General features: G+C 64.8%; 14 protein-coding genes. 4 read left to right on the top strand and 10 right to left on the bottom strand.

The window, feature by feature from the left end; genetic code table 11:
- Nucleotides 1–2 precede the first annotated feature (2 nt).
- Complete coding sequence (locus tag U1769_RS21380) at nt 3–2141, bottom strand: TonB-dependent receptor (RefSeq protein ID WP_332720059.1); 2139 nt, start codon at nt 2139–2141, stop codon at nt 3–5.
- A gap of 160 nt (nt 2142–2301) precedes the next feature.
- Entirely contained in the window at nt 2302–3054 is a 753-nt protein-coding gene (locus tag U1769_RS21385; RefSeq protein ID WP_332720060.1) for a GntR family transcriptional regulator, read from the bottom strand.
- An 88-nt stretch (nt 3055–3142) separates the two neighbouring features.
- On the opposite strand from U1769_RS21385, the gene U1769_RS21390 reads away from it, so the two are divergent.
- Both U1769_RS21390 and U1769_RS21395 read left to right on the top strand, forming a co-directional pair.
- The gene (locus tag U1769_RS21390) at nt 3143–4630 is read left to right on the top strand and encodes an AMP-binding protein (protein ID WP_332720062.1); all 1488 of its coding nucleotides are present in this window, start codon (nt 3143–3145) and stop codon (nt 4628–4630) included.
- A gap of 3 nt (nt 4631–4633) precedes the next feature.
- Nucleotides 4634–5845, top strand: coding sequence for a malonyl-CoA decarboxylase (locus U1769_RS21395; protein ID WP_332720063.1), 1212 nt, complete (start codon nt 4634–4636; stop codon nt 5843–5845).
- On the opposite strand, the gene U1769_RS21400 is transcribed toward U1769_RS21395, so the two are convergent.
- The 5 genes from U1769_RS21400 to U1769_RS21420 form a co-directional block, all read right to left on the bottom strand.
- Entirely contained in the window at nt 5842–7164 is a 1323-nt protein-coding gene (locus U1769_RS21400) for an APC family permease (protein ID WP_332720064.1), read from the bottom strand. The two genes, U1769_RS21395 and U1769_RS21400, sit on opposite strands and share 4 nt — an antisense overlap.
- Entirely contained in the window at nt 7161–8624 is a 1464-nt protein-coding gene (locus U1769_RS21405; RefSeq protein ID WP_332720065.1) for a S10 family serine carboxypeptidase-like protein, read from the bottom strand. The genes U1769_RS21400 and U1769_RS21405 overlap by 4 nt, the downstream gene beginning before the upstream one ends.
- Entirely contained in the window at nt 8621–9847 is a 1227-nt protein-coding gene (locus U1769_RS21410; RefSeq protein WP_332720066.1) for a pyridoxal phosphate-dependent aminotransferase, read from the bottom strand. The genes U1769_RS21405 and U1769_RS21410 overlap by 4 nt, the downstream gene beginning before the upstream one ends.
- A 70-nt stretch (nt 9848–9917) precedes the next feature.
- Nucleotides 9918–12977, bottom strand: coding sequence for a TonB-dependent receptor domain-containing protein (locus U1769_RS21415; protein ID WP_332720067.1), 3060 nt, complete (start codon nt 12975–12977; stop codon nt 9918–9920).
- A gap of 168 nt (nt 12978–13145) precedes the next feature.
- On the bottom strand, nt 13146–14576 hold the full coding sequence (locus U1769_RS21420; RefSeq protein ID WP_332720068.1) for a S10 family serine carboxypeptidase-like protein: 1431 nt from the start codon (nt 14574–14576) through the stop codon (nt 13146–13148).
- Between the two features lie 198 nt (nt 14577–14774).
- On the opposite strand from U1769_RS21420, the gene U1769_RS21425 reads away from it, so the two are divergent.
- On the top strand, nt 14775–15989 hold the full coding sequence (locus U1769_RS21425) for an aminotransferase class V-fold PLP-dependent enzyme (protein ID WP_332720069.1): 1215 nt from the start codon (nt 14775–14777) through the stop codon (nt 15987–15989).
- Nucleotides 15990–16020: 31 nt separating this feature from the next.
- Complete coding sequence (locus U1769_RS21430) at nt 16021–17529, top strand: S10 family serine carboxypeptidase-like protein (RefSeq protein WP_332720070.1); 1509 nt, start codon at nt 16021–16023, stop codon at nt 17527–17529.
- 13 nt (nt 17530–17542) lie between these two features.
- Here U1769_RS21430 and U1769_RS21435 read toward each other — a convergent pair whose 3' ends face one another.
- The 3 genes from U1769_RS21435 to U1769_RS21445 all read right to left on the bottom strand — a co-directional run bounded on the left by U1769_RS21435 (nt 17543) and on the right by U1769_RS21445 (nt 22290).
- Nucleotides 17543–18625, bottom strand: coding sequence for an NAD(P)-dependent alcohol dehydrogenase (locus U1769_RS21435; protein ID WP_332720071.1), 1083 nt, complete (start codon nt 18623–18625; stop codon nt 17543–17545).
- Between the two features lie 3 nt (nt 18626–18628).
- On the bottom strand, nt 18629–21226 hold the full coding sequence (locus tag U1769_RS21440) for a TonB-dependent receptor (RefSeq protein WP_332720072.1): 2598 nt from the start codon (nt 21224–21226) through the stop codon (nt 18629–18631).
- 140 nt (nt 21227–21366) lie between these two features.
- The gene (locus U1769_RS21445) at nt 21367–22290 is read right to left on the bottom strand and encodes an AraC family transcriptional regulator (RefSeq protein WP_332720074.1); all 924 of its coding nucleotides are present in this window, start codon (nt 22288–22290) and stop codon (nt 21367–21369) included.
- Nucleotides 22291–22835: the final 545 nt, after the last annotated feature.

Here is a 22835-nt window from a genome sequence, read left to right on the forward strand (position 1 = left end):
GGTCAGAACTTCGCCACGGCGCGGATGCCGTAGGTGCGTGGCTCGCCGACCCGCCCGACGATGCCGGAGGCGAAGCTTGCCGTGCTCGTCACATATTCGCGATCGGTGAGGTTGCGGGCGAACGCCAGCAGCTCGAAATTCTCGCCGGGGAAGGTGTAGCCGATGCTGGCGTTTAGAAGGCCATAGCCCGGCTGGGTGTCGAGCCCGGAATTGGACGCGGTGAAGAATTGGCGCGTGCGATAATTATACTCGCCACGGATGAAACCTGAGCCCGCACCGATCGCGGTATCGGCCTCGGCGAACACCGAATAGGACCATTTGGGCGCCAGATTCAGCCGGTTGCCCGATGCGTCATAAGGAATGTTCCCGGGCAGCAGAGCGGAGGTGTAGTTCTTGTAGCGCGCATTCAGATAGGCAAGGTTGCCGCCCAGCTTGAGCCATGAGGCCGGCCGTAATTGCGCTTCGAATTCGGCGCCGTCGACCTTCGCATCGGAGGCGTTGGTGATATCGACCACGCCCGGCGACAGGAAGGACTGAACCTGCAGATCGCTATAATCGTAATGGAAGACCGTCGCGTTCAGCCGCACCAGCCGATCGAGCAGATCGAGCTTGGCGCCGGCTTCGTAGCTCCACAGCATTTCGGGATCGAAACCCTGGGCCGCATTGGCGCTTGAGAAGTTGAAACCACCCGATTTGAAGCCCTTGGTCGCCGAGGCGTAGATCAGGAGGCCGTCGGTCGGCCGGAGTTCGATGCCGAATTTCGGAGTCCAGGCCTTGTACGTGTTCTCGGTGCTGTAAGTGCGCGGATAGGTCGCATTCGGCAGGCCGGTGGCCAGCGAGAAATTGGTCGCGATCTGGTCGAACTTCTTCTTCTCGCTCGTATAGCGGATGCCCGCGGTGAGCGTGATCTGCTCCGTCACCGCAAAGCTGCCCTGCGCGAAGCCGGCGATCGCGTCGGTGTTGATCGTCGGATTGAAATTGGCCCGGACGTTGGTGGCGTAGGTCGTAACGCTCGAATCGACCAGAATGTGCTCGTTGAAGTAGTAGGCGCCCAGGATATAGGTCAGCGCACCTGTCTTGCCGGTCAGGTTCACTTCCTGGGAAAACTGGTGCTGGTCCTCGAACTGGTCGGTCCGCCGGCCGTTCAGCGCGGTGCCGTCGGTATCGCCGACCTGAGTCAGGCGGTTCGCCCGATAGGCAGTGAGGGATTTCAGCTGAAGGCCATCGGCCACGTCATAATTGACCTCGCCCGCAGTGCCCCATTGCCGGCGGTTGGAAGCCGGACGGATATTGACCGCGATCTTGCGATAGTCGCCGAGGGTGCTGTTCGCGAGCGGATCGGTCGTCGTCTGCAGCAGCTTCACATAACCGGCCAAGGCGTCGTCCGAATGGACGTAATCGGCCCGCAGGATGATCTCAAGCGGCGCGCTCGGCGTGAAACGAAGCTGCCCGCGGCCGCCGATCGTGCGCTCGTTATCCGCGTCGCCGACGCCCGGCACGATATTCTTGAGGTAGCCGTCGCGGCGCGAACCGATGAACGAGATCGACGCGGCGAGCTTGTCCTCGACGAGCGGGCCGCTGACATAGCCTTCGGCTCGCGCGAAATTATAATTGCCGTACGTCGCCTGGATCCGGCCGACAAACTCGTTGCCCGGCTTGCGGCTGATCACGTTGATCGTGCCGCCGACCGAGTTGCGACCATAGAGCGTACCTTGCGGCCCGCGCAGGACCTCGATCCGCTCGACGTCGAGGAAATTGGTCAGATAGCTGGCCGGCCGGGCAAGATAGACGCCGTCCAGATGAATCGTCGACGATGGGTCCGATCCGCCGAAGACGTTGTTCGAGCCGATGCCGCGGATATAGATCTGGGAGAAGGATGCGTTCTGGGTGACCAGCAGGTTGGGCGTCACTGCCGCGAGATCGCGCACGTCCTTGACGCCGGTCCGCTCGAGCATCTCGGCGTTGAACGCCGTCACCGCAAAAGGGGTATCCTGCAACAGGGTGGCGCCGGTCTTGCTCGCCGTCACCACGATGTCGCCGGAGTCGACTCCGTCCTGATCAGGCGCCGTCTGGGCATGCGCCGCCGCACTTGTGAGAAGCAAAGCTGCACCAAAGCGCAACGTGAATCCAGTCGCCGCCATGTCTGTTCCCTTTCGTGACCGGACCTGCCGTTCCTGGCCTCGTCCGATAACCAAAAGAGATCATGATTCGTTAACGCATGCAAGCGATTGTCGACGATTCATTCAAAAAGCGTGGCAGAAACAGCCTGACTCGTCCGAAATCATCCGTTATCGTCGACAATTATTGCCCATAAGCCGCTTTCGGATCGAGCAGGGAGACGCACCAGTCAGCATGATACAGCATGATCGCCTCGGCCGATCTCGCGTCTCCGGCGATCAGTGCGTCGGTGATGCGTTGATAATTCGCGACATATTTCCCGGCGTGCTGCTCCAGGTCGATCGCTGCGGCAAGCAGCCTGTTCCAATATTCGATATTCACCGCGCGCAGGACGAGATCGACATGCGGCTTCTCGGCGATGGCATTCACGAGATAGTGGAACTCATTGAGCACCAGAAAAAAGCCGAAATTCGACGGCGTATCATCGCCCGCCGCCCGGATCGCCGCCATTGCCGCGCGGATTCGCTCGGCATTGTCACCCAGATCGATGCGCCGCGCAGCCTCGCGCAAGCCGATAGCGGCGACCGGGGCGCTCACTTCGTAGATCGCCGCGAGATCGCGCACGCTCATCGGTCGCAGCATGGCACCGCGATCCGGCAGCAGCTCGACCAGTCCCTGCCCCGCCAGCACCGCCAGCGCCTCGCGCACCGGCGCCCGGCTCAACCCCAGCCGCGTCGCGAGTTCGGAGGCGATGATGCGGCTGCCCGGCGTCAGTTCGCCCGCGTCGAGCGCCGCCATGATCGTCTCGTAGACCAGCTGGACGAGCGAGGTCTTCAGGCCGCCGTCGGAATCCTGCTTGGGCGATCCGAACGGCAGCCCGCTCGGCCCGGCAAATTCGCGGTCGGCATCCTGCGGCACTCTCTTGGGACGAGTCATGGTTCGTTCGCAGCCTTTTGTACGGATGTTCGACAATCCCCTTACCGGCCGGCGCAGCGCAGGGCCACCATCTCCCGGAGACGACCGCATGGCTGACGACACCACATCCCTTTACGTGGCCATGGCGGCCGCGCTGACAGCCACCGGTGATCGAATCGCGATCGTCGACGACAGCCGCGCCATGAGCGGCGCGGCGTTGCTCGACGGCGCCGAACGCTGGGCAGCCGGGCTTGCCGCACTGGGCGTGGGCGCGGGTGACCGCGTCGCGGTCCAGGCGGAAAAGTCGCTCGATCTGGTACAGCTCTATCTGGCGACGCTGCGCCTCGGCGCCGTCTACCTGCCGCTCAACAGCGGGTATCAGCCTGCCGAGATCGCGTATTTCCTCACCGACGCGAATCCGGCGCTGTTCGTGTGCGATCCGTCACGGGCAGTGCTGTTCGGCGATAGCGGCATCCCCATCGCCACGCTCGGCGCCGATGGTTCGGGCAGCCTCGCCGAAACGGTCGCCGCATCGAATCCGCCCGCGCCACCACACGGCTGCCACGCCGGGGATCTCGCGGTCATCATCTACACCTCGGGCACAACCGGGCGCTCGAAGGGCGCCATGATCACGCACGGCAATCTCCTGTCCAATGCACGGGCGCTGATCGCTGCCTGGGGGATCGGCCCGGAAGACGTCCTGCTCCACGCGCTCCCGCTGTTTCACATCCACGGTCTGTTCGTGGGGCTCAACCCGCTCCTCCTCGCGGGCGCCGAGGTCCGGTTCATGGCCGGCTTCGACAGCACCGGCGCGATCGATCGTTTCCCCGGGGCCAGCCTGTTCATGGGAGTGCCGACCTATTACACCCGATTGCTGGCCGATGCCCGTCTCGACCAGCACGCCGCCGCCGACATCCGCCTGTTCATCTGCGGCTCGGCGCCGCTCACCACCGCCACCTTCGACTCGTTCGAGGCCCGCACCGGCCACCGCATCCTCGAACGCTATGGCATGTCCGAATGCGGCATCATCTGTTCCAATCCGCTCGACGGGCAACGCGTGGCCGGGGCGGTCGGCCGGCCGCTTGACGGCACCACCGTCCGCATCGCCGACGGCAAGGAAATCGGCGTGCTCGAGGTCAGCGGGCCCAATGTCTTTGCCGGTTATTGGCAGCAACCCGATAAGACCCGTGCCGAATTCCGCGACGACGGATTCTTCATCACCGGCGATATCGCCAGCATCGACGGTGACGGCGTCGTCCGCATCGTCGGCCGCGACAAGGACATGATCATCGCAGGCGGACTGAACGTCTATCCCAGCGAGGTCGAGACGCTGATCGATCAACTGCCCGGCGTCGGCGAATCGGCAGTGATCGGCCTGCCCCATCCCGATTTCGGCGAAGTGGTCGCCGCCGTCATCCGGCCGGAGCCTGGCCATGCCGTCGATCCGGACGCGATCGTCGCGGCGCTCCGCCCGCAGCTCGCCGGGTTCAAGCTGCCCAAGGCAGTGTTCGCCGTCGACGATCTGCCGCGCAATACGATGGGCAAGGTGCAGAAGGCGCTGCTCCGAGCCGAATATTCAACCTGGTTCGGGGGCTGACCCATGCATCTGCGGCTGTTCCGGCGGACGCCGGTTTCCTCGCTCACTCATGCCCGACATCTGTCCGAAAAACTGATCGGACGCGCCGGCGAGGCGGAAGGCACCAGCCTCGCCGCCAGCCTCGCCGATCGTTGCCGGTCGTTCGACGATGATGAGCGGCTGACCTATTTCCGGTGGCTGGTCGATGCGCTGCCCCCGCTTCAGCCGGCGCTGCTCGACGCGGCCCGGGCCTATACCGGCGATCCCTCGGTGGCCAACGCCGCGATGCTCACGCGCCACGCCGAACCCCGCCGGCAGAATCTGATGCGCCGGCTTAATGCTGCGCCCGGCGGCACCGCGTTGATCGTCAGCCTGCGGGCGCAACTCCAGCGCCTGTTGCCCGACCATCCCGAACTGCAACCGCTCGAGGATGACATGCGGCATCTCCTGGTCTCGTGGTTCAACCGCGGCTTCCTCGATCTCCGCCGGATCGACTGGAACAGCCCCGCCGCGATCCTGGAGAAGCTGATCGAATATGAGGCCGTCCACGCCATCCGCAGCTGGGACGATCTGCGCGGCCGGCTCAGCGGTAGCAGGCGCTGCTACGGCTTCTTCCACCCGGCACTCCCCGGCGAGCCGTTGATCTTCGTCGAGGTGGCGCTGACCGACGGAATCAGCGACTCGATCGGCCCGCTGATCGATCCCGCCGCGCCCGCCGGCACGACCAAGCCGACCACCGCGATCTTCTATTCGATCAGCAATTGCCAGCGCGGCCTGCGCGGCATCAGCTTCGGCAACCTGCTGATCAAGCAGATCACCACTCAACTCAAGGCCGAGCATCCGTCGCTGCGCACTTTTGCGACGCTATCCCCCGTGCCGGGATTTCGTCGCTGGCTGGATGCTAGGGACGGCGATCCTGCCCCCAAGGATGACGCGTTGCGGCAGTTATGCGCGCAATATCTGTGCGGCGGCGATGGAGTAGGGCGGCAGACCACCGACCCCGTCGCTAAATTCCATCTCTCCAACGGCGCCCGGCTCGAACGGATCAATCTGGCCGCCGATGCTTCGGACAAGGGCCTTGCGCAAAGCCACGGTGTCATGGTCAATTATCGCTATCTGCCCGAGCAGATCGATGCGAATGTGCAGCGCTTCCTCACTGAAGGTCAGGTTGCGGTCTCGCCACCGATCGCGAAGTTGCTCGGCCGCCCCGCGACCCTCCACGAAGGACGGTTCTAGCGCACCGCCGCGCGCGATCGGTGGCGGTCCATCGCCAGCTTGAAGACAGCCCCGACGACGGTCCACCCGGCAAGCAGCGCATAGGGCCGCCAGTCCGCCTCGAGCCCGAGGAACACCAGCGCGAGGGCACAAAGCATGCCGCCATAGGCAAGGCGGCGCATAACCGGCCGGCTGAACTTGAACGCGGCGGATTCATACAGATCCGGATGCCGCTCCGTCACCCGCGCCGCGACCAGGCAGATGCTCGCATATTTCAGCAGATTGGGGATGTTGACGGCCAGAAACAGGAAGGTCAGCTCCATCGGCAGGAACAGCCCGACGCAACCGATCGCGAATACCGTGAACAGCGCGATATGCGGCGTCTGCCAGCGCGGATGGACTCGCCCCAGCGCGCCCGGCAACACGCCGGCAACGCCCATCGCGTATAGGCTGCGGCTGAACATCGCGAATATGGCGTTGAGCGACTTGCCGATCGAAAGCACTGCGGCGAGCACGATCACCGGCGTGCCGATCGGCCCCATGAACGTCTTGGCCGCGTCTAGGATCGGCGCGTCGCTCGCGCCCAGCGCCGCGCTGCCGAGCGTACCGAGCGCGACGAACCCCACCGCCAGATAGAGCAGGGTCGCCGAACCGATCGAAAGCGCGATGCCGAGCGGGATCGTGCGGCGGCTGTCGGCCACCTCGGCGCCCGCCTCGGTCGCCGCCTCGATCCCGAAGAACAAGCCCATCAGCAACGGAGTCGCCGCCAGCATGCCGCGCCAGCCATGCGGGAACACCGGCTCGAGCCGCGCCACATCGACTGCGCTCGCCCCACCCCAGACCACGAACACCGCAAACAACACCAGCATCGCGGTCAGCAGGATCTTCTGCACGCGCGCCGCGATATGAACGCCGAACAGATTGGCGAGCAGCGCCAGCACCAGCACCGCGAACATCGTCGGCTTGAGCGGGAGCGGCACGAGCATGGAACCGTAGCGCACCAGAACCAGCGCGAGCACCACCATCGCACCCATATTGGCGACGATCCGCGCCCAGGCGATGAAAAAGCCCCAGGCAGGGTGAAGGAACCGCGCCGGCCAGACGAAGGAAGCCCCCGAAACCGGGATCGCCGAACCCAGAAACGCATAGCTGACCGCGATCAGATACATCGGGAAAGCCGCGAGCAAGGCCGCCAGCAGCATCGCCGGCCCGGCCAGCGCCGCCGCCGGTGCAAGCGCCGAGAAGATCGAGACTCCCACCGCGGTACCGAGGCCGAGCGCGACGACGCCCCACAAATCGATACCCTTGGCGAGGGTCCGGTCAGCCTGCTCGACGCTCATTTGGCTCCTTCCGGGCGCAGGAATTGCCGGATGTCGGCCACCAGCTTGCGCCAGCTGGCGTCGTCCGAATAGGCGACATGACCCGCTGGATAGCGCTCGTTGCGGAAACGGTCGGGCGTCAGCGACGATTGGGCGAACAGATAATCCGCCGCACCGACCGTGGTGGTGAGATCGTAGAGCCCCGTGCCGACGAACAGCCGAAGCCCGGGATTGACGGCCATCGCCTGCTCGAGCCGCGCCATGAACGGCCAGTCGTTGAACGGAGAATCGCCCGCGCCATAAGCCCAGTCGCCCTCGAACCGCGCGATCACCTGATACCGCGACGCATCGCGCACGCCGATCCGCTCCAACTGGCCGATCACCGCCTTGCCGTAGAGCTCCGAGACGGCCGAGAACGCATCGGGCCCGACCGTATCGCCGGCATTCGCGGCGCGCGGCGCGGTATAGCGGGCGTCATAACGGCCGAGCACCTTGCCCGCGCCGCGCAACAGCTGGACGCGAAATTGCTCTTTCGAAATGCGCAGGTCATGGGCGAGATAATAGGCGCTGGAGATGCCGGTCAGCGCTTCCAGCTTCGCCGCGATCGCCGCCCGCGCGTCGGGCGCAAGCGCCCTGCCGCGGAACAGCGCATCGAGATAGGTCGGTCCGAACGACGTGGCCTCTTGCGCCTGCGCGACGGGATCGCACGGCTCGGGGAGGGCATGATGGTAACAGGCAATGGCGGCCAGCGTCGGCAACGCGATCGGATAGGTAATGGCATTGTCGGGCCGCTGCGACGTCTCGATCATGTTGAGCGCCTGGCCGAGCAGCAGCACGCCGCGCAGCGTCAGTGCCGGATCGAGCGTGTGCAGCGCATCGACCATCGCCGCGGCGCGGATCGTGCCATAGCTCTCGCCGAGGATATAGAGCGGCGCCCCGGTCCGCCCATGCGCGACGAGCCAGGCCCGCGCCGCCTGGGCGACGGCATCGGCGTCGCCAGTGACAGACTGGTAGAAGCTCCGGTCGGCACCCGGCGCGATGGTCGAGAAACCCGTGCCCGGCGGATCGAGAAACACCAGATCGGCGATATCGAGCAACGACGCGTCATTGGCCGCCACCTCGGCTGCGGCCGGAAGCGGCGCGGCCGGGTCCTGCGGCACCCGCGCCCGCATCGGCCCCAGCGCCCCCATCTGCAGATAGGCGGAGGCAGCGCCCGGCCCGCCGTTGAACACGAACAGCACCGGGCGATCCACCGGGCCGGTGTGGAGATAGGAGATATAGCCCGCCGTCGCATCCGGCTGACCGGCCTTGCTCGCCACCGGCACCAGCCCGACTTCGGCTGTGTAGCGCAGCTGCCGCCCAGCGATCCTGGCGGTCTGCTCGCTGCGCGCCTGGACTTCGATCCCCGACTGAGCAACGGCGGCCGAGGCAGTCGCAAGCACGAGTGTGCCGCAAACGATGCGGGCGATCAGCTTCATCATGCGCCCAATCCCTTTTCACGCGTGCGCTGGTCGCGATAGCGCAGCATTCCGTCAGTCAATGCCTGCAAGCCATAGTCGATATCGCCGGGCGCGCGGGCGAACCCGATGCGGATATGCCCGGCGGCGCCGAAATACTCGCCCGGCGCCACGATCACGCCGCAGCGTTCCGCCAGCCATTCGGAGAAGGCAATGCTGTCGCCAATATCGAGCAGCCGCGGAAAGGCAATGCAGCCGAACCGCGGCAGATCGCCGGTCACGAGTCCCTTGGCGCGCCAATGGGTGTGATAGGATTCCATGATCGGGCGGGCGCGAAGCATGATCTGCGCGCGGTAATCGTCAATGGCTTCGGGCTGTTCGAGCACCAGCGCAGCGACGGCGTGCGCCAGGTTCGAAACGCCGAAATCGATCTCCTCCGCCAGCGCACGGATCCGGCGCATCTTTTCCGGCTCGGCGACGATCCAGCCGCATCGCAGCGTGCTCAGTCCATGCGATTTCGTCAGGCTGCTGACGCTGATGATCGCCGGAGAAAGCTTTACGGCCGGTGCCGGGCGAAGATCCGGATCGATATAATCGGCATAGACTTCGTCGACGATCACCGTCACGCCCCGCGCTTCGGCGATCCGGCCGATCGCAGCGAGCCGGTCCTGATCGATGATCATGCCGGACGGGTTGTGCAGGTTGGACAGCACGACGATCCGGGTTGCCGGGCCGATCGCCGCGGCGATCTCGTCGGGATCGACCGTGAAGCCCTCCCCGCGCCGCTCGAACCGGTCGAACCCGAAACCCTGGGCAGTGGCGATGTTGTGGAACAGGTCGAAGCACGGATTTTCGACCAGCACGCGGTCGCCCGGCGCCATCAGCGCGCGGTAGATCAGCGAGAGCGCGCCCGTAGCGCCCGTCGTGCACAGGATCTGCTCGGCGGGAACGTCGTAGCGCAGCGCCAGTTGATCGACCACGAACGGATTGCCGCTCGCGAAAGCGCTTGTATAGCGCGACGTGATCGGGTCCGAAAAACCCTCGAGCATGATCCGGCGCAGCAGATCGACCGGCTCGGGGACCGAGCTGTCGAACAGGCTGACCAGCAGGTTGCGCTCGGACCGCACCGCCCGGATGATCTTGCGCACCCACAGCGAATAGGATTGCGAGACGGGATCGGCGAGGTCCGGTGCGCGCCCTCCCGCCGTGACGGAGGGCGCGCGGACGCTTGAGTCCGGCCGGTTCATCATTCGATCCATTTCCCGTTCGAAACCATCAGCCGGCGTTGGTTGCCGCCCGGCACCGCCGGGCGGTGGCTCATTTCAGCCTGATCTTGGCCCCGACGAAGAAGCGCCGTCCGAGAATGTCGCCATAGGCGATCTGCGGGTAGGACGGGTCCTTGTCGGTCAGGTTGTCGATGCCGGCCCGGATGGCGAAATTGCCCATGTCGTACTGAGCCGAGATATTGTGCACGATGTTAGAATCGAGCACCGGGTTCGGCGTGGTCTCGATCGAAACGTCAGGCCCGGCATCGGTGCGGCTCAGATATTCCAGCTGATAGGTCAGCCGCACCGGCCCCTTGTCGTAGGCAACGTTGAAGCGGCCGACCCATTCCGGGCTGGTATAGGTGTCGTCCGTGCGGGTGAAGGTCGTGCCCGTCACTGATTTGGTCAGCAGCGCATTGTGGGTGGCGCTGGCCGTCAGCTGCAGCCGGCCGAGATCCTTCCCACCGAACAGATCGCCCGGCAGGAAGCGATAATCGACCGTGTACACCTCGCCGCGATATTTGATCACGCCGGCGTTGAAGGTGGTCGTGGTGCCGTTGACGATCGTGCCGCCGGGGCTGATGCCGTCGCTCGCCGCAAGGCGGCTGAACGCACCGCACACCGCAGGATCCGGATTGGGCTCGTCATAGCAGGCCGCCGTGAAATCTTCCGTGGTGAAGGCCGAAAGGCCGTCCTTCAGGTCGATCTCGATCCGGTCTGCGCTGATCGTCAGTCCCGGAACGAACCGGGGCTGCAACACGATACCATAGGTCAACGTGTCGGAAATCTCGTTGCGCAGGCCCGTATTGCCGCCGCTGAGCACCGTCGTGCGTTCGAAATTCTCGGCCGGGTCCTGGAAGCGGGCGAGACGTGCCGCCGCGCTCAAGCCAGCGCCGGTGCCATCGGGATCCACGCCGTAACCGCTGTTCGCCTGGAAGGCGGCCAGGCAATTCGTACGCCGCACTGCGGGGTTCGGGCCACTGTTGATGCGATCCGCATCGCACGGATCGTAACCCGACGAGCCGAGCGTGCTTGAGGTCGGCGCCAGCAGCTGAGCCAGGGTCGGCGCGCGGAAGTTGCGGCTGCGCGATCCGCGCAGCGTGACTCCGTCGGTAACTTCCCAGCGCAGCCCTGCGTCCCAGACATTCTCTTTGCCTGCCAGAGAATTGTCGACGTAGCGGAATGCACCCTTGAACTCGAGCAGCTTGACCAGCGGCAGGCTGAAATCCTTGCCGATCAGCGGCACGACCACTTCGGCCGAAAACTCGTCGGTATTATACCGTCCGGCCTGCGCGACCTGCTGCGATCCGTCACCGAACAGGCCCTGCTGATTGGCCGCGAGTGGCGTGAACTGCGCCTTTTCGTCACGATGCTCATAAGCGGTGCTGAAGCGGACATCACCCATCGGCAAGGCAACGATCGTGCCGCCGAACGTCGCGAGCAGGTCGACCTGCTCATTGACCCAGTCGAGGCCGGCGCGCGTGCTGACGTAATTGCGCGCGGCCGCGCTGACATTGCCGTTGCCGAACGGATTGATCGGCGCGCAGGCTGCGTCGTCATTCGCCGTCGTTGCATCCGCGTTGATCGCGCAGACGATCTGGCCGCCGCTCGACACCGCGTTGATCGCGTTGTTGTACCGGCTGTTGATCACCTGCCAGCTACGCTGCTTGCCTTCGACCCGGGCATAGCTGCCCGACAGCGACCAGTAGAAATTGCGGCTGCCCGCGTCGAAATCGCCGTCGAGCGACAGCGCGCCGCGATAGGTTTGATTGGTCGTCGTCTGCTCGCCGCTCGGCACCAGATCGTAGAAATATTTGGAAAGGAACAGCGGCGCGCCGGCAGCGAAGGAGGGCCGCGCGGCGATCAACGCCGCCTTGGCCTGGCTCGTCAGGTACGGATTGTTGACGGTGAAGGCGATCGGCCCGGCATAGGTGCCGCCGTTCAAGACCGTGCGGCTGTTGCCCTGCGGGATTTCGGTGCCCCGGGTGCGGGCGTATAACAGCTCGGTGGACAGGGTGATGCGGTCGGTCAGGTCGTAATGCCCGACCATATTGGCCGTGTAGCGCTCGACGCCGGTCCGCAGGCCGGCGAGTTCCTGGTACTTGAAGCCGTCGCCGCCGGACGCGAACGGAATACCCTGGATCGTCCCGGTATTATAGGGGATCACGCTGCCGTCAGCGCCGAACTGGAGCGCGTTGCCGCGTGCGTCGCGCGCCAGGAAGTTGGGTGGCGGTGCCGGAGCGGTGAAGATCACGCCATTGCCGTTGAACGGCCAGAATGCCGCGTTGAAAATCTCCTTCACCGCCGGGATGCCGTCGGTGGGGCCGGTATCGGCGCCGTTCGTAACGGTCAGACGGCCGAGATTGGAGAGCGGACGATCGGCAAAGCGCAGCGTCGGCGATTTGGACCAGCCCAGATCGATCGCGACATTGCCGCGATCGCCTGCGAAATTGGTGCCGAAGGTACCGCGCAGGCTGTGCGTCGCATAATCGCCGCGCGACGAAATGCCGTTCTGCGCGTCCAGCTCGATCCCGGTGAAATCCTTGCGGAGGATATAATTGACCACGCCCGCGATTGCGTCCGAACCATAGACCGCCGCGCCGCCGCCCTGATAGACCTCGACCCGCTGCAACAGGCCGAGCGGAATGATGTTGGCATCCACCTGCGCGTCGCCGACGCCACCCGGATCGCCGATGCCCGAGGCGCTCGTCACCATGCGGCGGCCATTGAGCAGGGTAAGCGTGCGGCCGGCACCAAGGTTGAACAGGTTCGGTGCCTGGAAGCCCGGGCCGCTCGCCTCGCCCGAACCGTCGGCCAGGTTGAGCACGGGTGCGTTCGACGGCAGGTCGTTGAGCGCATCGGCAGCACTCGTATAGCCGCGATCGAGCACGCGCTGCTGATCGATGGCCACGATCGGCACGCTATCCGCCGCCGCGCCGCGAATGCGCGATCCAGTGACGACGATCGTGTCGTCGATCGCACCATCGACGCTCGCCTCGGCATCCTGTTCGATCGGTACTGCCTGCGCGAACGCTGACGAGGCCGAAACCGCCGCCAGCAAGGCGGTCGATGCCATTAGGCTGCGGATGGTCGTGCCGTGCTTGTAGATCATCATAACCCCTTTGGTCCCGAGCTGAAGCCGCGGTTCCGGCCGCTTACGGGCCTGTTTGAACCTGGGACGACCATAGAAGAGCGCGCCGGAAGTTTTTTTCCGTTCTCGGCCGCCGAAAAGCGCTGCGTTGCAACAAAACAGTCATCGAACCGAGGTCGCGAGCAAGATTTATGTTCGCTTTGCTACAAAGGCTGCAAAATCGTTCCCGAAACGGGCCCGCTCGCGCAACGTCTCGTACATCATATGGCCTCCGGCATAGCAGCGCAGCACGAACCGCCCGGCCACCGCGCGGGGCAGCGCAGCGACGGTTGCTTCATTCCCGGCACAGCTGTTCAGCGAGTCATAAAGGCCGGTCGCGACCCATACCCGCAGGCGCGGCGCCTTCTGCATTGCCCGGAGCGTCCAGGGCTGTGACGGGCTCGGCGGCCCCTCCCCGGCCATGGCGCGGGCGAGCGATTCCGGCGTGATCGGGGCCTGGTCATATTGCCAGTCGCTCCCGGCATTGCTCTCCGGCGCGTCGATGCCGGCATAGGCACTGGCGCTGTAGCCAAGCTTTTCCCGGTAATATTCCAGCACGAGCGTCGCCTCGCCCTCCTCGCGCGGGGCAGTCTCGCGCATGTCGAAAATGCCCAGCGTCTTGCCCTCCCGCGCCAGCAGCTGCGTGCGGAACTGGCGCGGCGAGACCCACAGGCTGGCATCGATCTTCGCGGGATCGAGACCCTGATACCCCGCCAGCGTATCGACCAGCGCAGCGCGGCGTGCGGGGTCGAGCGCGGCGGGATTCCCCAGCGCGGGGGCATAAACACTCTCTGCCCAGCGACGCGCCTCCGCCAGCGTGCGCTGCTCGTCCGCCTGCAACGCCGGCGACAGGCGCCCGAGCGCGAGCGCCGTCGCCGTGCGGTTGACCAGCGACAGCGCCCGGATCCGGTCGCGATCCGGCATGTCGCCAAGCGGAATGCCGCCGGAAATCAGCGCGATGCCGGCAACCGGCACACCGCGATCGATCAGTCGCTCCGCCACGCCAGCCGCGCGCCACGTGCCGAAGCTTTCTCCGGCGAGGAAAAGCGGCGCGTTGGTGCGCCGATAGACTGTCCGGAAATCGGCAACCAGGCCGGAGATCGACGCAATATCCGCGTTTGTGCCGTAGAAATCCGCCGCATGCGCCGGATCGTCCGACCGGCTGAACCCGGTACCGATCGGATCGACGAAGACGAGATCGGTCACGCCGAGCGGGCTCGCTTCATTGTCGGTGAGCCGCCCGTCGCTGAAGATCCGCGGCCCCAGCGCATGGAACTGCAGCAGCCGGGAATCCGCCCCCGGCCCGCCATTCCAGACGAACGTCAGCGGACGCGGCCGCCCGCCCGGCACCAGATAGGCAGTGTAGAATATCCGCCCCCGCACCTCGCCCCGAAGATTGCGGACGGGCAGCGTCCCGGCACAAACAATATAGCGAAGCGGCGCGCCGCCGATCCGCGCGGAATGCCGCGTCTCCACCGCCCCCGCCTGGCAGATCGACGAGGGGACCGGCTGGGCGCCGGCCGGCAGCGCGAACACCACCGCGGCAAGCGGCAACAGGCAGGCAACGATCCGGCGCAGCATCAATGAATCTCCTCGCGGCAAATCTAAATCCTGCCGACGGGCATTTTTATGCGCAGATCGCGCCTCGCCGAGCCCCCGCCGCATTCCGAACCACCGAACGAGCGGCACCATGGCGCCGAATAGGCGAAATCTATTCGCGGGACTAACGCTAGACTTCATGACACCGTGGGAGAAGTCGGGATGGCGGGAGGTTGGAAAATGACGCGGCGCGGCGTCCTGGCCGGCGCAGGGACCATGCCGTTGCTCGCAAGGGCAGCGGTGGCACAGGCCGGCGCGGCGCTTCCGGACAAGGCGGCCTTTGCGCCGATGCCCGGCCCCTATCTCGATTCAGGGACGATGCACCCCATTCCGCTGGGCGCAGGCGACGCCGTCCGGCGCTATATCGAACAGCGCAGCACGACGGACGGCCATTTTCCGACCGACGCGGTCGAAACCCGCGTGAAGGCGAATTTCGCGCGGCTCATCAACGCATCGCCCGAAGAGATCGCCTTCGTCCAGAGCACCACGGCCGGCGAGCAACTGGTGATCGACGCGCTCGATCTGCCGCGCGCGGGCGGGCGCATCGTCACCGATACGCTGCATTTTTTCGGGTCCTTCTATCTGTACGAAGAACTCGCCCGTCAGGGCATGGACGTCGCGTGGCTGCGTCCGCGCGACAACCGGATCGATCTGGACGAGATGGAACGGGCGATCACGCCCGGCACGAAGCTCGTCGCCCTGTCGCTCGTTTCGACTTATAATGGCTTCGAGCATGATCTGAAGCGAGTCTGCGAGATGGCGCATGCGCGCGGCGCGCTCGTCTATGCCGACATCATCCATGCCGCGGGCACGGTCCCGATCGACGTGCGCACGACCAATGTCGATTTCGCGGCGACCGCTTCCTACAAATGGCTGATGGGGGATTTCGGGCTCGGCTTCCTTTACGTCCGCGCCGATCTGCACGATCGGCTGAAGCGGACGCGCTTCGGCTATTATCAGCTCGAAGGCTTCACCCCGCACGTCTATCCCTTCGATCCGCCGGGCCAGACGATCGCCGACACGAAGCCCCGCGCCGACATGGAAGGGCTGTTCGCCGGCGGAACCCATGCCCATACGGTGGTGGCGCAGCTCGATTGGTCGCTCGATTATATCCTGAAACTCGGCGTCGATCGGATCATGGCGCATCGCCGGCCGCTGCTCGCCCATCTTCGCAAGGGCCTGGCCGAGCGCGGCTATACCATCGTCACGCCGCCCGAAAGCCGCACCCCGCTGCTCACCTGCGTGCTCGAAGGCGCACGGGACAAGCTCGCCGCGCCGCTCGCCGCCGCGAAGATCCAGATCACCCTGTCCCGCAACCGCTTCCGCGTCAGCCCGTCGGTGTTCAACGACATGGCCGATATCGAACGCCTCCTCGCCGCGCTGCCCCGCGCCTAAATCCCCCGCGCCCAAGTCCAAGGAAACCAAGATGCGTCGCGTGACCGTCCTCACCGCCCTGCTTCTCGCCGTCAGCCCCGCCGCCCTGTCGGCCCAGCAGGCGGACGCGCCGATGTCCCCGGCATTCCTGCGCGCGATGGAACCGATGGTCCCGCGCGCCGCAGCATCCGGGCAGGTCGTCACCACCCGCCACACCGTGACGATCGGCGGCAAGCGCATCGCCTATCGCGCGATCGTCACGGAACAGCCGATGCCGGGCCCGGACGGATCGCCGGTCGCGGTTGCGGTCAGCTACGCCTATGTCGCCGACAAGGCGGGCGATCCCGCCAGGCGACCGCTCGTCTTCGTCTTCAACGGCGGCCCCGGCGCGTCCTCCTCCCCGCTGCACATGCAGGCGCTGGGCCCGCGGCGGATCGTCGGCAAGGGCGAGGCGGCGCATCTCGAGGATAATGCGCTCAGCCTGCTCGACGCCGCCGATCTCGTCTTCATCGATCCGGTCGGCACCGGCGCCAGCATGCCGGTCACCGGCAAGGACGCATCGGACTATTGGGGCGTCGGCGGCGACGCGCGGGGCGTGCTCGCGATGATCGACGCCTGGACCACGGCCAATGGCCGCGCTGCCTCGCCCCGCGTGCTGGTCGGGGAAAGCTACGGCACGTCGCGCGCACTCGCGATCCTCAACGAGGCGGCCAAGGTCGGCAAGCCGATGCCGGGCGGCGTGGTGCTGCTGTCGCTGGCGATCGGCGACACCGACGGGCCGGTCGTGTCCGATGCGGTCCTGCTGCCGACCTACGCTGCGGTCGCCTGGTATCATCAGGCGATCGACCGCGCCGGCCGCAGCGTCGACCAACATTATGCCGATGCCCTCGCTTTCGCGCAGACCGATTATGCCGCTGCGCTGATGCGCGGCCCGGCCCTGCCGGCCGACGAACGCCACCGGATCGCCGCAAAGATGGCGGCGCTGACCGGCATCCCGGCCGCGACCATCGAAGCGCAGGATTTGCGCCTCGGCCGCCAGGATTTCATGCTGGGTCTGCTCGCCGCCAAGGGCCTCCGCACCGGACAGCTCGATGCGCGCGCGACGCGGGCCATCGCCGAATCCAATCTGCGGCCGCCTTTCGACGATCCGTCGATGTCGCTCGGTGCCGGCTCATCCCAGCCGATCGAACGCTATTTCAAGGACGAGCTGGGCTACACCCTGCCCAGCCCCTATCGCAGCCTCAATCTCGGCATCAACTTCAAATGGAACTGGGACAAGGAATATGGCGGCAGCTATCGCGCCATGTCCTTTGCGCCCTATCTTAAGACGGCGATGGACGCCAAGCCGACGCTCCACGTGTTCGCCGGCGGCGGCTATTACGACATTACCACCCCAGTCTATGCCGGCCAGTTCGCGCTGGAGCAGGCCGGCATTCCGGGCGATCGGCTGACGCTGCGCCGCTATCCCGCCGGCCATTCGGTGTTCGAGGACGAAGCCGGACTGGCGGCGCTCAGCGCCGACCTGCACCAGTTTCTCGCGGGGCTTCAGACGGGGAAGTGAAGCGGCCCTGAACCTAAACCGGCATCACGACCACGGGTTTGACCACGTCGCCGCGCTCCGATGCGGCAAATGCTTCCTGTATCTGCGCGAAGGGGTAGCAGCGCACCAGCTTTTCAAGCGGCAGGCGACCTTCGCGATAATGGCCGATCAGGCGGGTGATGAACGGGCGCGGATCGACGCCCCCCTCCACTACACCCACGATACGCCGTCCCTTGCTCATGATCGCCGACGGGTCGATGACCAGACCATCGGGGGGATAAGCGCCGACCAGCGCAAGCGTGCCACGCGACGCCAGCATCCCGATCGCTTGTGACAGCAGGGCCGGAACGCCGGTCGTATCCACGATATGATCGAACGATCCGTCCTGTGAGGACAAGTCGTGGGACGTTTCCGTCGCGCCCAGTTCACGCGCCAGGTGAAGCCGGTGCGGATGACGATCGATGACTGCAATACGCCCCGCGTCTGCAATCCGCGCGGCCATCAGCGCCGACAAACCGACCGCGCCCGCCCCCATGATCGCGATCGACTGCCCCGGTCGAACGTTCAGCGTTTGCAGCACCGTGCCCGCGCCGGTCTGAACCCCGCATCCCAGCGGAGCCAGCACTTCGAGCGGCAGGTCGGAATCGATCCGCACCACATTATCCCGATGCGCCAGTGCGTAAGTGGCAAAGGCGGATTGGCCGAAGATGTTGCTGCCGATCGGCTGGTCGCCCCGCCGGATATCGCCCTCCCCGTCCTGCCTCAGCCCCAGGAAGTTGCGCGGCACGAACTCGTCGCAATAGCCCGGCTGGTGATCGTGGCACGCCGCGCAGTGGCCACAGCTGTGAAAGGTCAGCAGCACATGGTCGCCCGGTGCGATGCCGCTCACGGCGGCTCCCACCGATTCAACCACCCCCGCCCCTTCGTGCCCCAGGATGATCGGGAACGGCGTCGGCAACGCCCCGTCCCGCAGAACCATATCGGTATGGCAGATGCCGCAGGCGTGGATCCGCACCCGGATCTGTTCGGGCCCAGGCGGATCCATCTCCAGTTGCTCGAACCGGAAAGGATCGCCCGCCCGCTCCACTACGGCAGCCTCGATATGCATCACGCTCATGGCTCAGAAATCGAACCCGAAGCGCAGATACCATTCGCGGGGCCGGTTATAGGTGCCGAAGATCGCGCCCGCCGCGATGTTCGATCCGCCCGATGTGATAAACCGCTTGTCCGTCAGGTTGGTACCGCCCGCCGTCAAAGACCAATGACCGCCCGGCTCGCGATAGCTGACACTGGCGTTGACGATATCGCTCGACACGCGCCGCAACAGGAAGGTGCGCTGAGTGTCGTTCCACGCACTGCTGCTGTAGGTCCAGTCTGCCAGCATGACGATTGATCCGCCATTGCCCAGTTTCGTTTCATAGCGGGGGCTTATGTTGAGCTTCCACTTCGGCGTCTTCGGCAGTTCCTCTCCTACCAGCGTCCCGGCCTGATAAGGGCTGGGCCCGCCCACTGCAGCGGTCGCGGGCGACACCGAAATATAGTGCGCATCGATGTACCCGACCGAGCCGTTGATGGTCAGGCCGTTCACCGGCGCGGCGACGACTTCCAGTTCGAAGCCGCGAATGCGCGCGTCACCTGCATTGGAGATGGTGGGCGATGTGCCGACCTGGATATTGAGCTGGATATCCCGATATTTGGTCGAGAACACAGCCGCGTTCACCTGGAGGTGCCGATCGAGCAGAGTCGATTTTACGCCGGCCTCCCAGGTCGTTGCTTTTTCCTCGTTGAAATCAGGCGCGACATTGCCCTGCGGATTGGTAAGCCGCGTGGTCCAGCCGCCGGTCTTGTAGCCCTTCGACCAGCTACCGTAGAGCATGATGTCGTCCGCCGGATGGACCTGAACCCCGATCTTCGGCGAGAAGTCGTTGAACTTCTTGCGATTCACGCCCGGCGTATAGACCCGTACCGGATTAGAGGGATCGGGATATTGGAGCCCCACCTGGCACGGGATCGGCGCGAGCGGGAAAGGCCCGTTCGGGAAAATCTGGCCATTGGCGTTGGCGCATCCGAACAGCTTGTAGTTGAAGCCGTTCAGTTCCTGCTGCCCACCTTCGAACCGCTTGCGCTCGTTGGTGTAACGGCCGCCGATCGTGATCCCGATCAGGTCGATCGGCCGATAATCGACCTGTCCGAAGACCGCATAGTTCTTCGTGCTGAGCTCATTGGGACCATCCACCTGAACCAGTCCTTCGGCAAACGTTACATAATCGTGCAGGTCGCCGGATTCGTCGAAATAATACCCCCCCATTACGTAACGGAGTTTATTATCGAAGGCACTGCCGAGCAGCTGGAGTTCCTGGCTGAATTGCTTCTGGTTCATGGTGAAGCTGAGCTGCAGGAAATTCAGCGGTGATCCGTCTGCGTCCAGGCCTGCGTTCCAGTGCAGTTCGCGATAGGCCGTGATCGATTTGAGCGCGACATTCTCGCCCAGATCGAAATCGACGATGCTGCTCACGCCCCACGCCTTCAGGCTCGAATAGCTGTTGCCCGTGGCGTAGCTGCGATCCTTGTCGTTGATCAGATAGCGGCCATCCCAGGGCAGCCGGTCATTGGCAGGATTGCCGTCGACATTGACGCTGGCATAGCTCGGCACCTGGAACTGCGGATTGAACTGCGTGCCCGATACGCCGCACAGGGCGGATGCATTGCGCGCGGCGATCTGCGCGCCAGTGCTGCCGATACAGAAATTATACAGGCCGGCGAACAGGGAGCCGGTCGTGCCGGTCGGATCGAAGGCAGTGCCGGGCAGATTGGTCGTGCCCGCAAAATTGCCCGAAGCGGTTTCCGTCGTGCCGAGCAGCTTGTTTGCAGAGGTGCCCTTGTCCTTGCTGTAATCGCCCGAAAAGGTCGCCCGGATCGCCCCGCCATTGTCCCATTTCAGCTTGCCGCGCACATTCCAGTTGTCGTTCCTGCCCTCCCGCTTGGCGCTGTCATAACCGGCGGCGGAAAAGGCGGTGAAAGACGGCGCGTTGTTCGCGCGCTGGTCGGGGAATGGCACCCGCTTCAAAAAGCCATCGCGCGATTTGACGCCGAAGGTGATCGCGGAATTCAACCCCTCCGTGATCGGAATGGTCACGGACCCACGCGCCTGGAACAGGTCGTAGCTGCCCACCGTGACATCGCCGGTGGCCTTGAACTCCTTGCCCGGATCGCTGGTCACGATGGAAATTGCGCCGCCGATCGTGTTGCGGCCGAACAAGGTGCCTTGCGGCCCCTTCAATATCTCGATGCGGGCGACGTCGAGCAGATCCTGGTTCGCACCGACCGTGCGGGCGAGGTAGACGCCATCCAGATAAATGCCGACGCCGGGATCGATGTTGAACGCGAAATCGTCCGATCCGATGCCGCGGATATACGCGGCGAGAACGGCGGTGGACCCGGAAAAGGGCGTGCCCGCGTCGAGGTTCACGTTGGGCGCGATCGCCGACAATTGCGCCACGCTGCCGATGGCGCGCTCCTGCAACGCTTCCGAGGTAAAGGCCGAGATCGCGATCGGCACGTCCTGCACATTTTCGGCGCGCTTCTGTGCGGTAACGACGATGTCGGCAATCCCGTCGCTCTGGACGGCTGGATCAGGGCTCGGCGTTTCCTGCGCCACCGCATGGCTCGCGATGAAGGCCGTCGACGTCAGCAAGAACTTGAGGGTGGTTTTCCCCATGATGCAATCCTCCCTTTACGGACACGCCTGTCTCGGCGGTTCATAATTTCCGATAGGAGGCGATGAGGTGCCGGTCTTGGATTCGCGCGAACGGGCGACCGGGACAATTGCGAACAGGCGAACGATTCGCCCGCGGCATTTTATGGCAACGCGCGCCCTTCTTGCCGCCACTGGCTTGGCGACAGGCCGAACTGGCGGCGGAAACACCGGGTGAAGAAAGCGGAATCGTTGAAACCGACTTCGAACGCGATATCGGTGATCGTCTGCCCATCGCCCCGCGCCATGAGCTCAACCGCGCGTTCCAGCCGCCTGGCGGTGATGAAGGCCGTGGGCGTCAGCCCGACATGGCGAAAGAAGGATTTCTGCACCGCCCGGGTCGACAGATCCAGCGCTTCGCCGATCGATGCCGTGCCCAGATCGGAATCGCCCAGATGTTCCAGCGCATATTCGACCGGAGATCGCGACGGCCGCTCCGTCGAATAGCGCTCGGGCTGACGACGAAAGGCCATTCTTGCCGCGTCGGCCAGCAAGGCGCCGGCATCCTCGTCCAGATCGTCGGAATGCTCCCGCTGGCTCCATATGCCATTCAGGACATGGCCCAGGAAAGCGACATTGGGATCGTTGGCGGGCAAGCGGAAACCGTGCCAGTTCCGATCGGCGATATCGGCGCCCATCATGGCCACCGGCACTTCAAGGATCAGGCAGTCGTTCGAATGCGATATGTCGATCGCATAGGGCCTCGTGTCGTCGGCAACGATGATTTCCCCGACGCGGCCGGTGCTGCTGTGATCGCCATGCAACAGCGTCAGGGAGCCGCGATGCAGCACGTGCAGCAACAAATGGCGCTCGCCATTGTCATGAGTCACGCGGCTGACGCGGGCCCGCTCGCTGCGCGCGCGCGTCAGCCCGACCGCACCGAGCGACCACCGCGCCAGATCCGCCCTTATGCCTTCCGAGGCACAGACCGTCATGCCGGGAAAGGCTTCGGCGACGACATCGCGCCAGAACAGATGCCGTCGCTGGTGCGGCACCAGCTTGGTGGAAAAGCGCTCGACCACGCTCACGGCCGATGTCCCGCCGTAAAGCTGTAATTGTGGGAATACAGCGCCATGCCCGATACCCCGCCCCGTTTACCATGACATTATCCGCCATGTGCTTTTATGCTTTACCGAAAAGTATCCCAGGCGTGCAATGTACGCAACAAAGTTATCTGGTGGCGGAACCAGCCGGCCCGAAATCATCGCGACGCGGGCCGGGGACGTCGCCGAATGACGTGCACCCGAACGAAGCGATTGCCGTGCGGCGGCGGCGGCGACCAAGATCCACAACCGGACCTCCGCAGGGACTCAAGCGCCTCCCAGCACCGGACATTGGCTCAAGTACCGCTTGGCCGCTGAAACCGGCCGAGAGCCAATCGACGACTGTCTGTTAGCGATCTCGTTTATAGGCGTTTTGATGAAGCCGCTTCCTATCATGACATATTTCAGCCGCGTGCAGGATGACGGAATACGTTACGTGTGGCGAACCAATGTTGCGACACGAAGCAGAATTCCAGTAGGAAAAATCTTCATACTTGCCAGCCCATCCGTTTTGATTGAGAACTCCCGCC

The sequence above is a fragment of the Parasphingomonas zepuensis genome, from assembly GCF_036663735.1.
Lineage (GTDB): Bacteria > Pseudomonadota > Alphaproteobacteria > Sphingomonadales > Sphingomonadaceae > Sphingomonas.

What these genes read in the sequence shown, in the direction of transcription:
- U1769_RS21395 (WP_332720063.1), top strand. Translation starts at nt 4,634, where the DNA reads ATGCATCTGCGGCTGTTCCGGCGGACGCCGGTTTCCTCGCTCACTCAT.
- U1769_RS21400 (WP_332720064.1), bottom strand. Translation starts at nt 7,164, where the DNA reads ATGAGCGTCGAGCAGGCTGACCGGACCCTCGCCAAGGGTATCGATTTG.
- U1769_RS21390 (WP_332720062.1), top strand. Translation starts at nt 3,143, where the DNA reads ATGGCTGACGACACCACATCCCTTTACGTGGCCATGGCGGCCGCGCTG.
- U1769_RS21385 (WP_332720060.1), bottom strand. Translation starts at nt 3,054, where the DNA reads ATGACTCGTCCCAAGAGAGTGCCGCAGGATGCCGACCGCGAATTTGCC.
- U1769_RS21405 (WP_332720065.1), bottom strand. Translation starts at nt 8,624, where the DNA reads ATGATGAAGCTGATCGCCCGCATCGTTTGCGGCACACTCGTGCTTGCG.
- U1769_RS21410 (WP_332720066.1), bottom strand. Translation starts at nt 9,847, where the DNA reads ATGAACCGGCCGGACTCAAGCGTCCGCGCGCCCTCCGTCACGGCGGGA.
- U1769_RS21415 (WP_332720067.1), bottom strand. Translation starts at nt 12,977, where the DNA reads ATGATCTACAAGCACGGCACGACCATCCGCAGCCTAATGGCATCGACC.
- U1769_RS21430 (WP_332720070.1), top strand. Translation starts at nt 16,021, where the DNA reads ATGCGTCGCGTGACCGTCCTCACCGCCCTGCTTCTCGCCGTCAGCCCC.
- U1769_RS21380 (WP_332720059.1), bottom strand. Translation starts at nt 2,141, where the DNA reads ATGGCGGCGACTGGATTCACGTTGCGCTTTGGTGCAGCTTTGCTTCTC.
- U1769_RS21435 (WP_332720071.1), bottom strand. Translation starts at nt 18,625, where the DNA reads ATGAGCGTGATGCATATCGAGGCTGCCGTAGTGGAGCGGGCGGGCGAT.
- U1769_RS21425 (WP_332720069.1), top strand. Translation starts at nt 14,775, where the DNA reads ATGACGCGGCGCGGCGTCCTGGCCGGCGCAGGGACCATGCCGTTGCTC.
- U1769_RS21440 (WP_332720072.1), bottom strand. Translation starts at nt 21,226, where the DNA reads ATGGGGAAAACCACCCTCAAGTTCTTGCTGACGTCGACGGCCTTCATC.
- U1769_RS21420 (WP_332720068.1), bottom strand. Translation starts at nt 14,576, where the DNA reads ATGCTGCGCCGGATCGTTGCCTGCCTGTTGCCGCTTGCCGCGGTGGTG.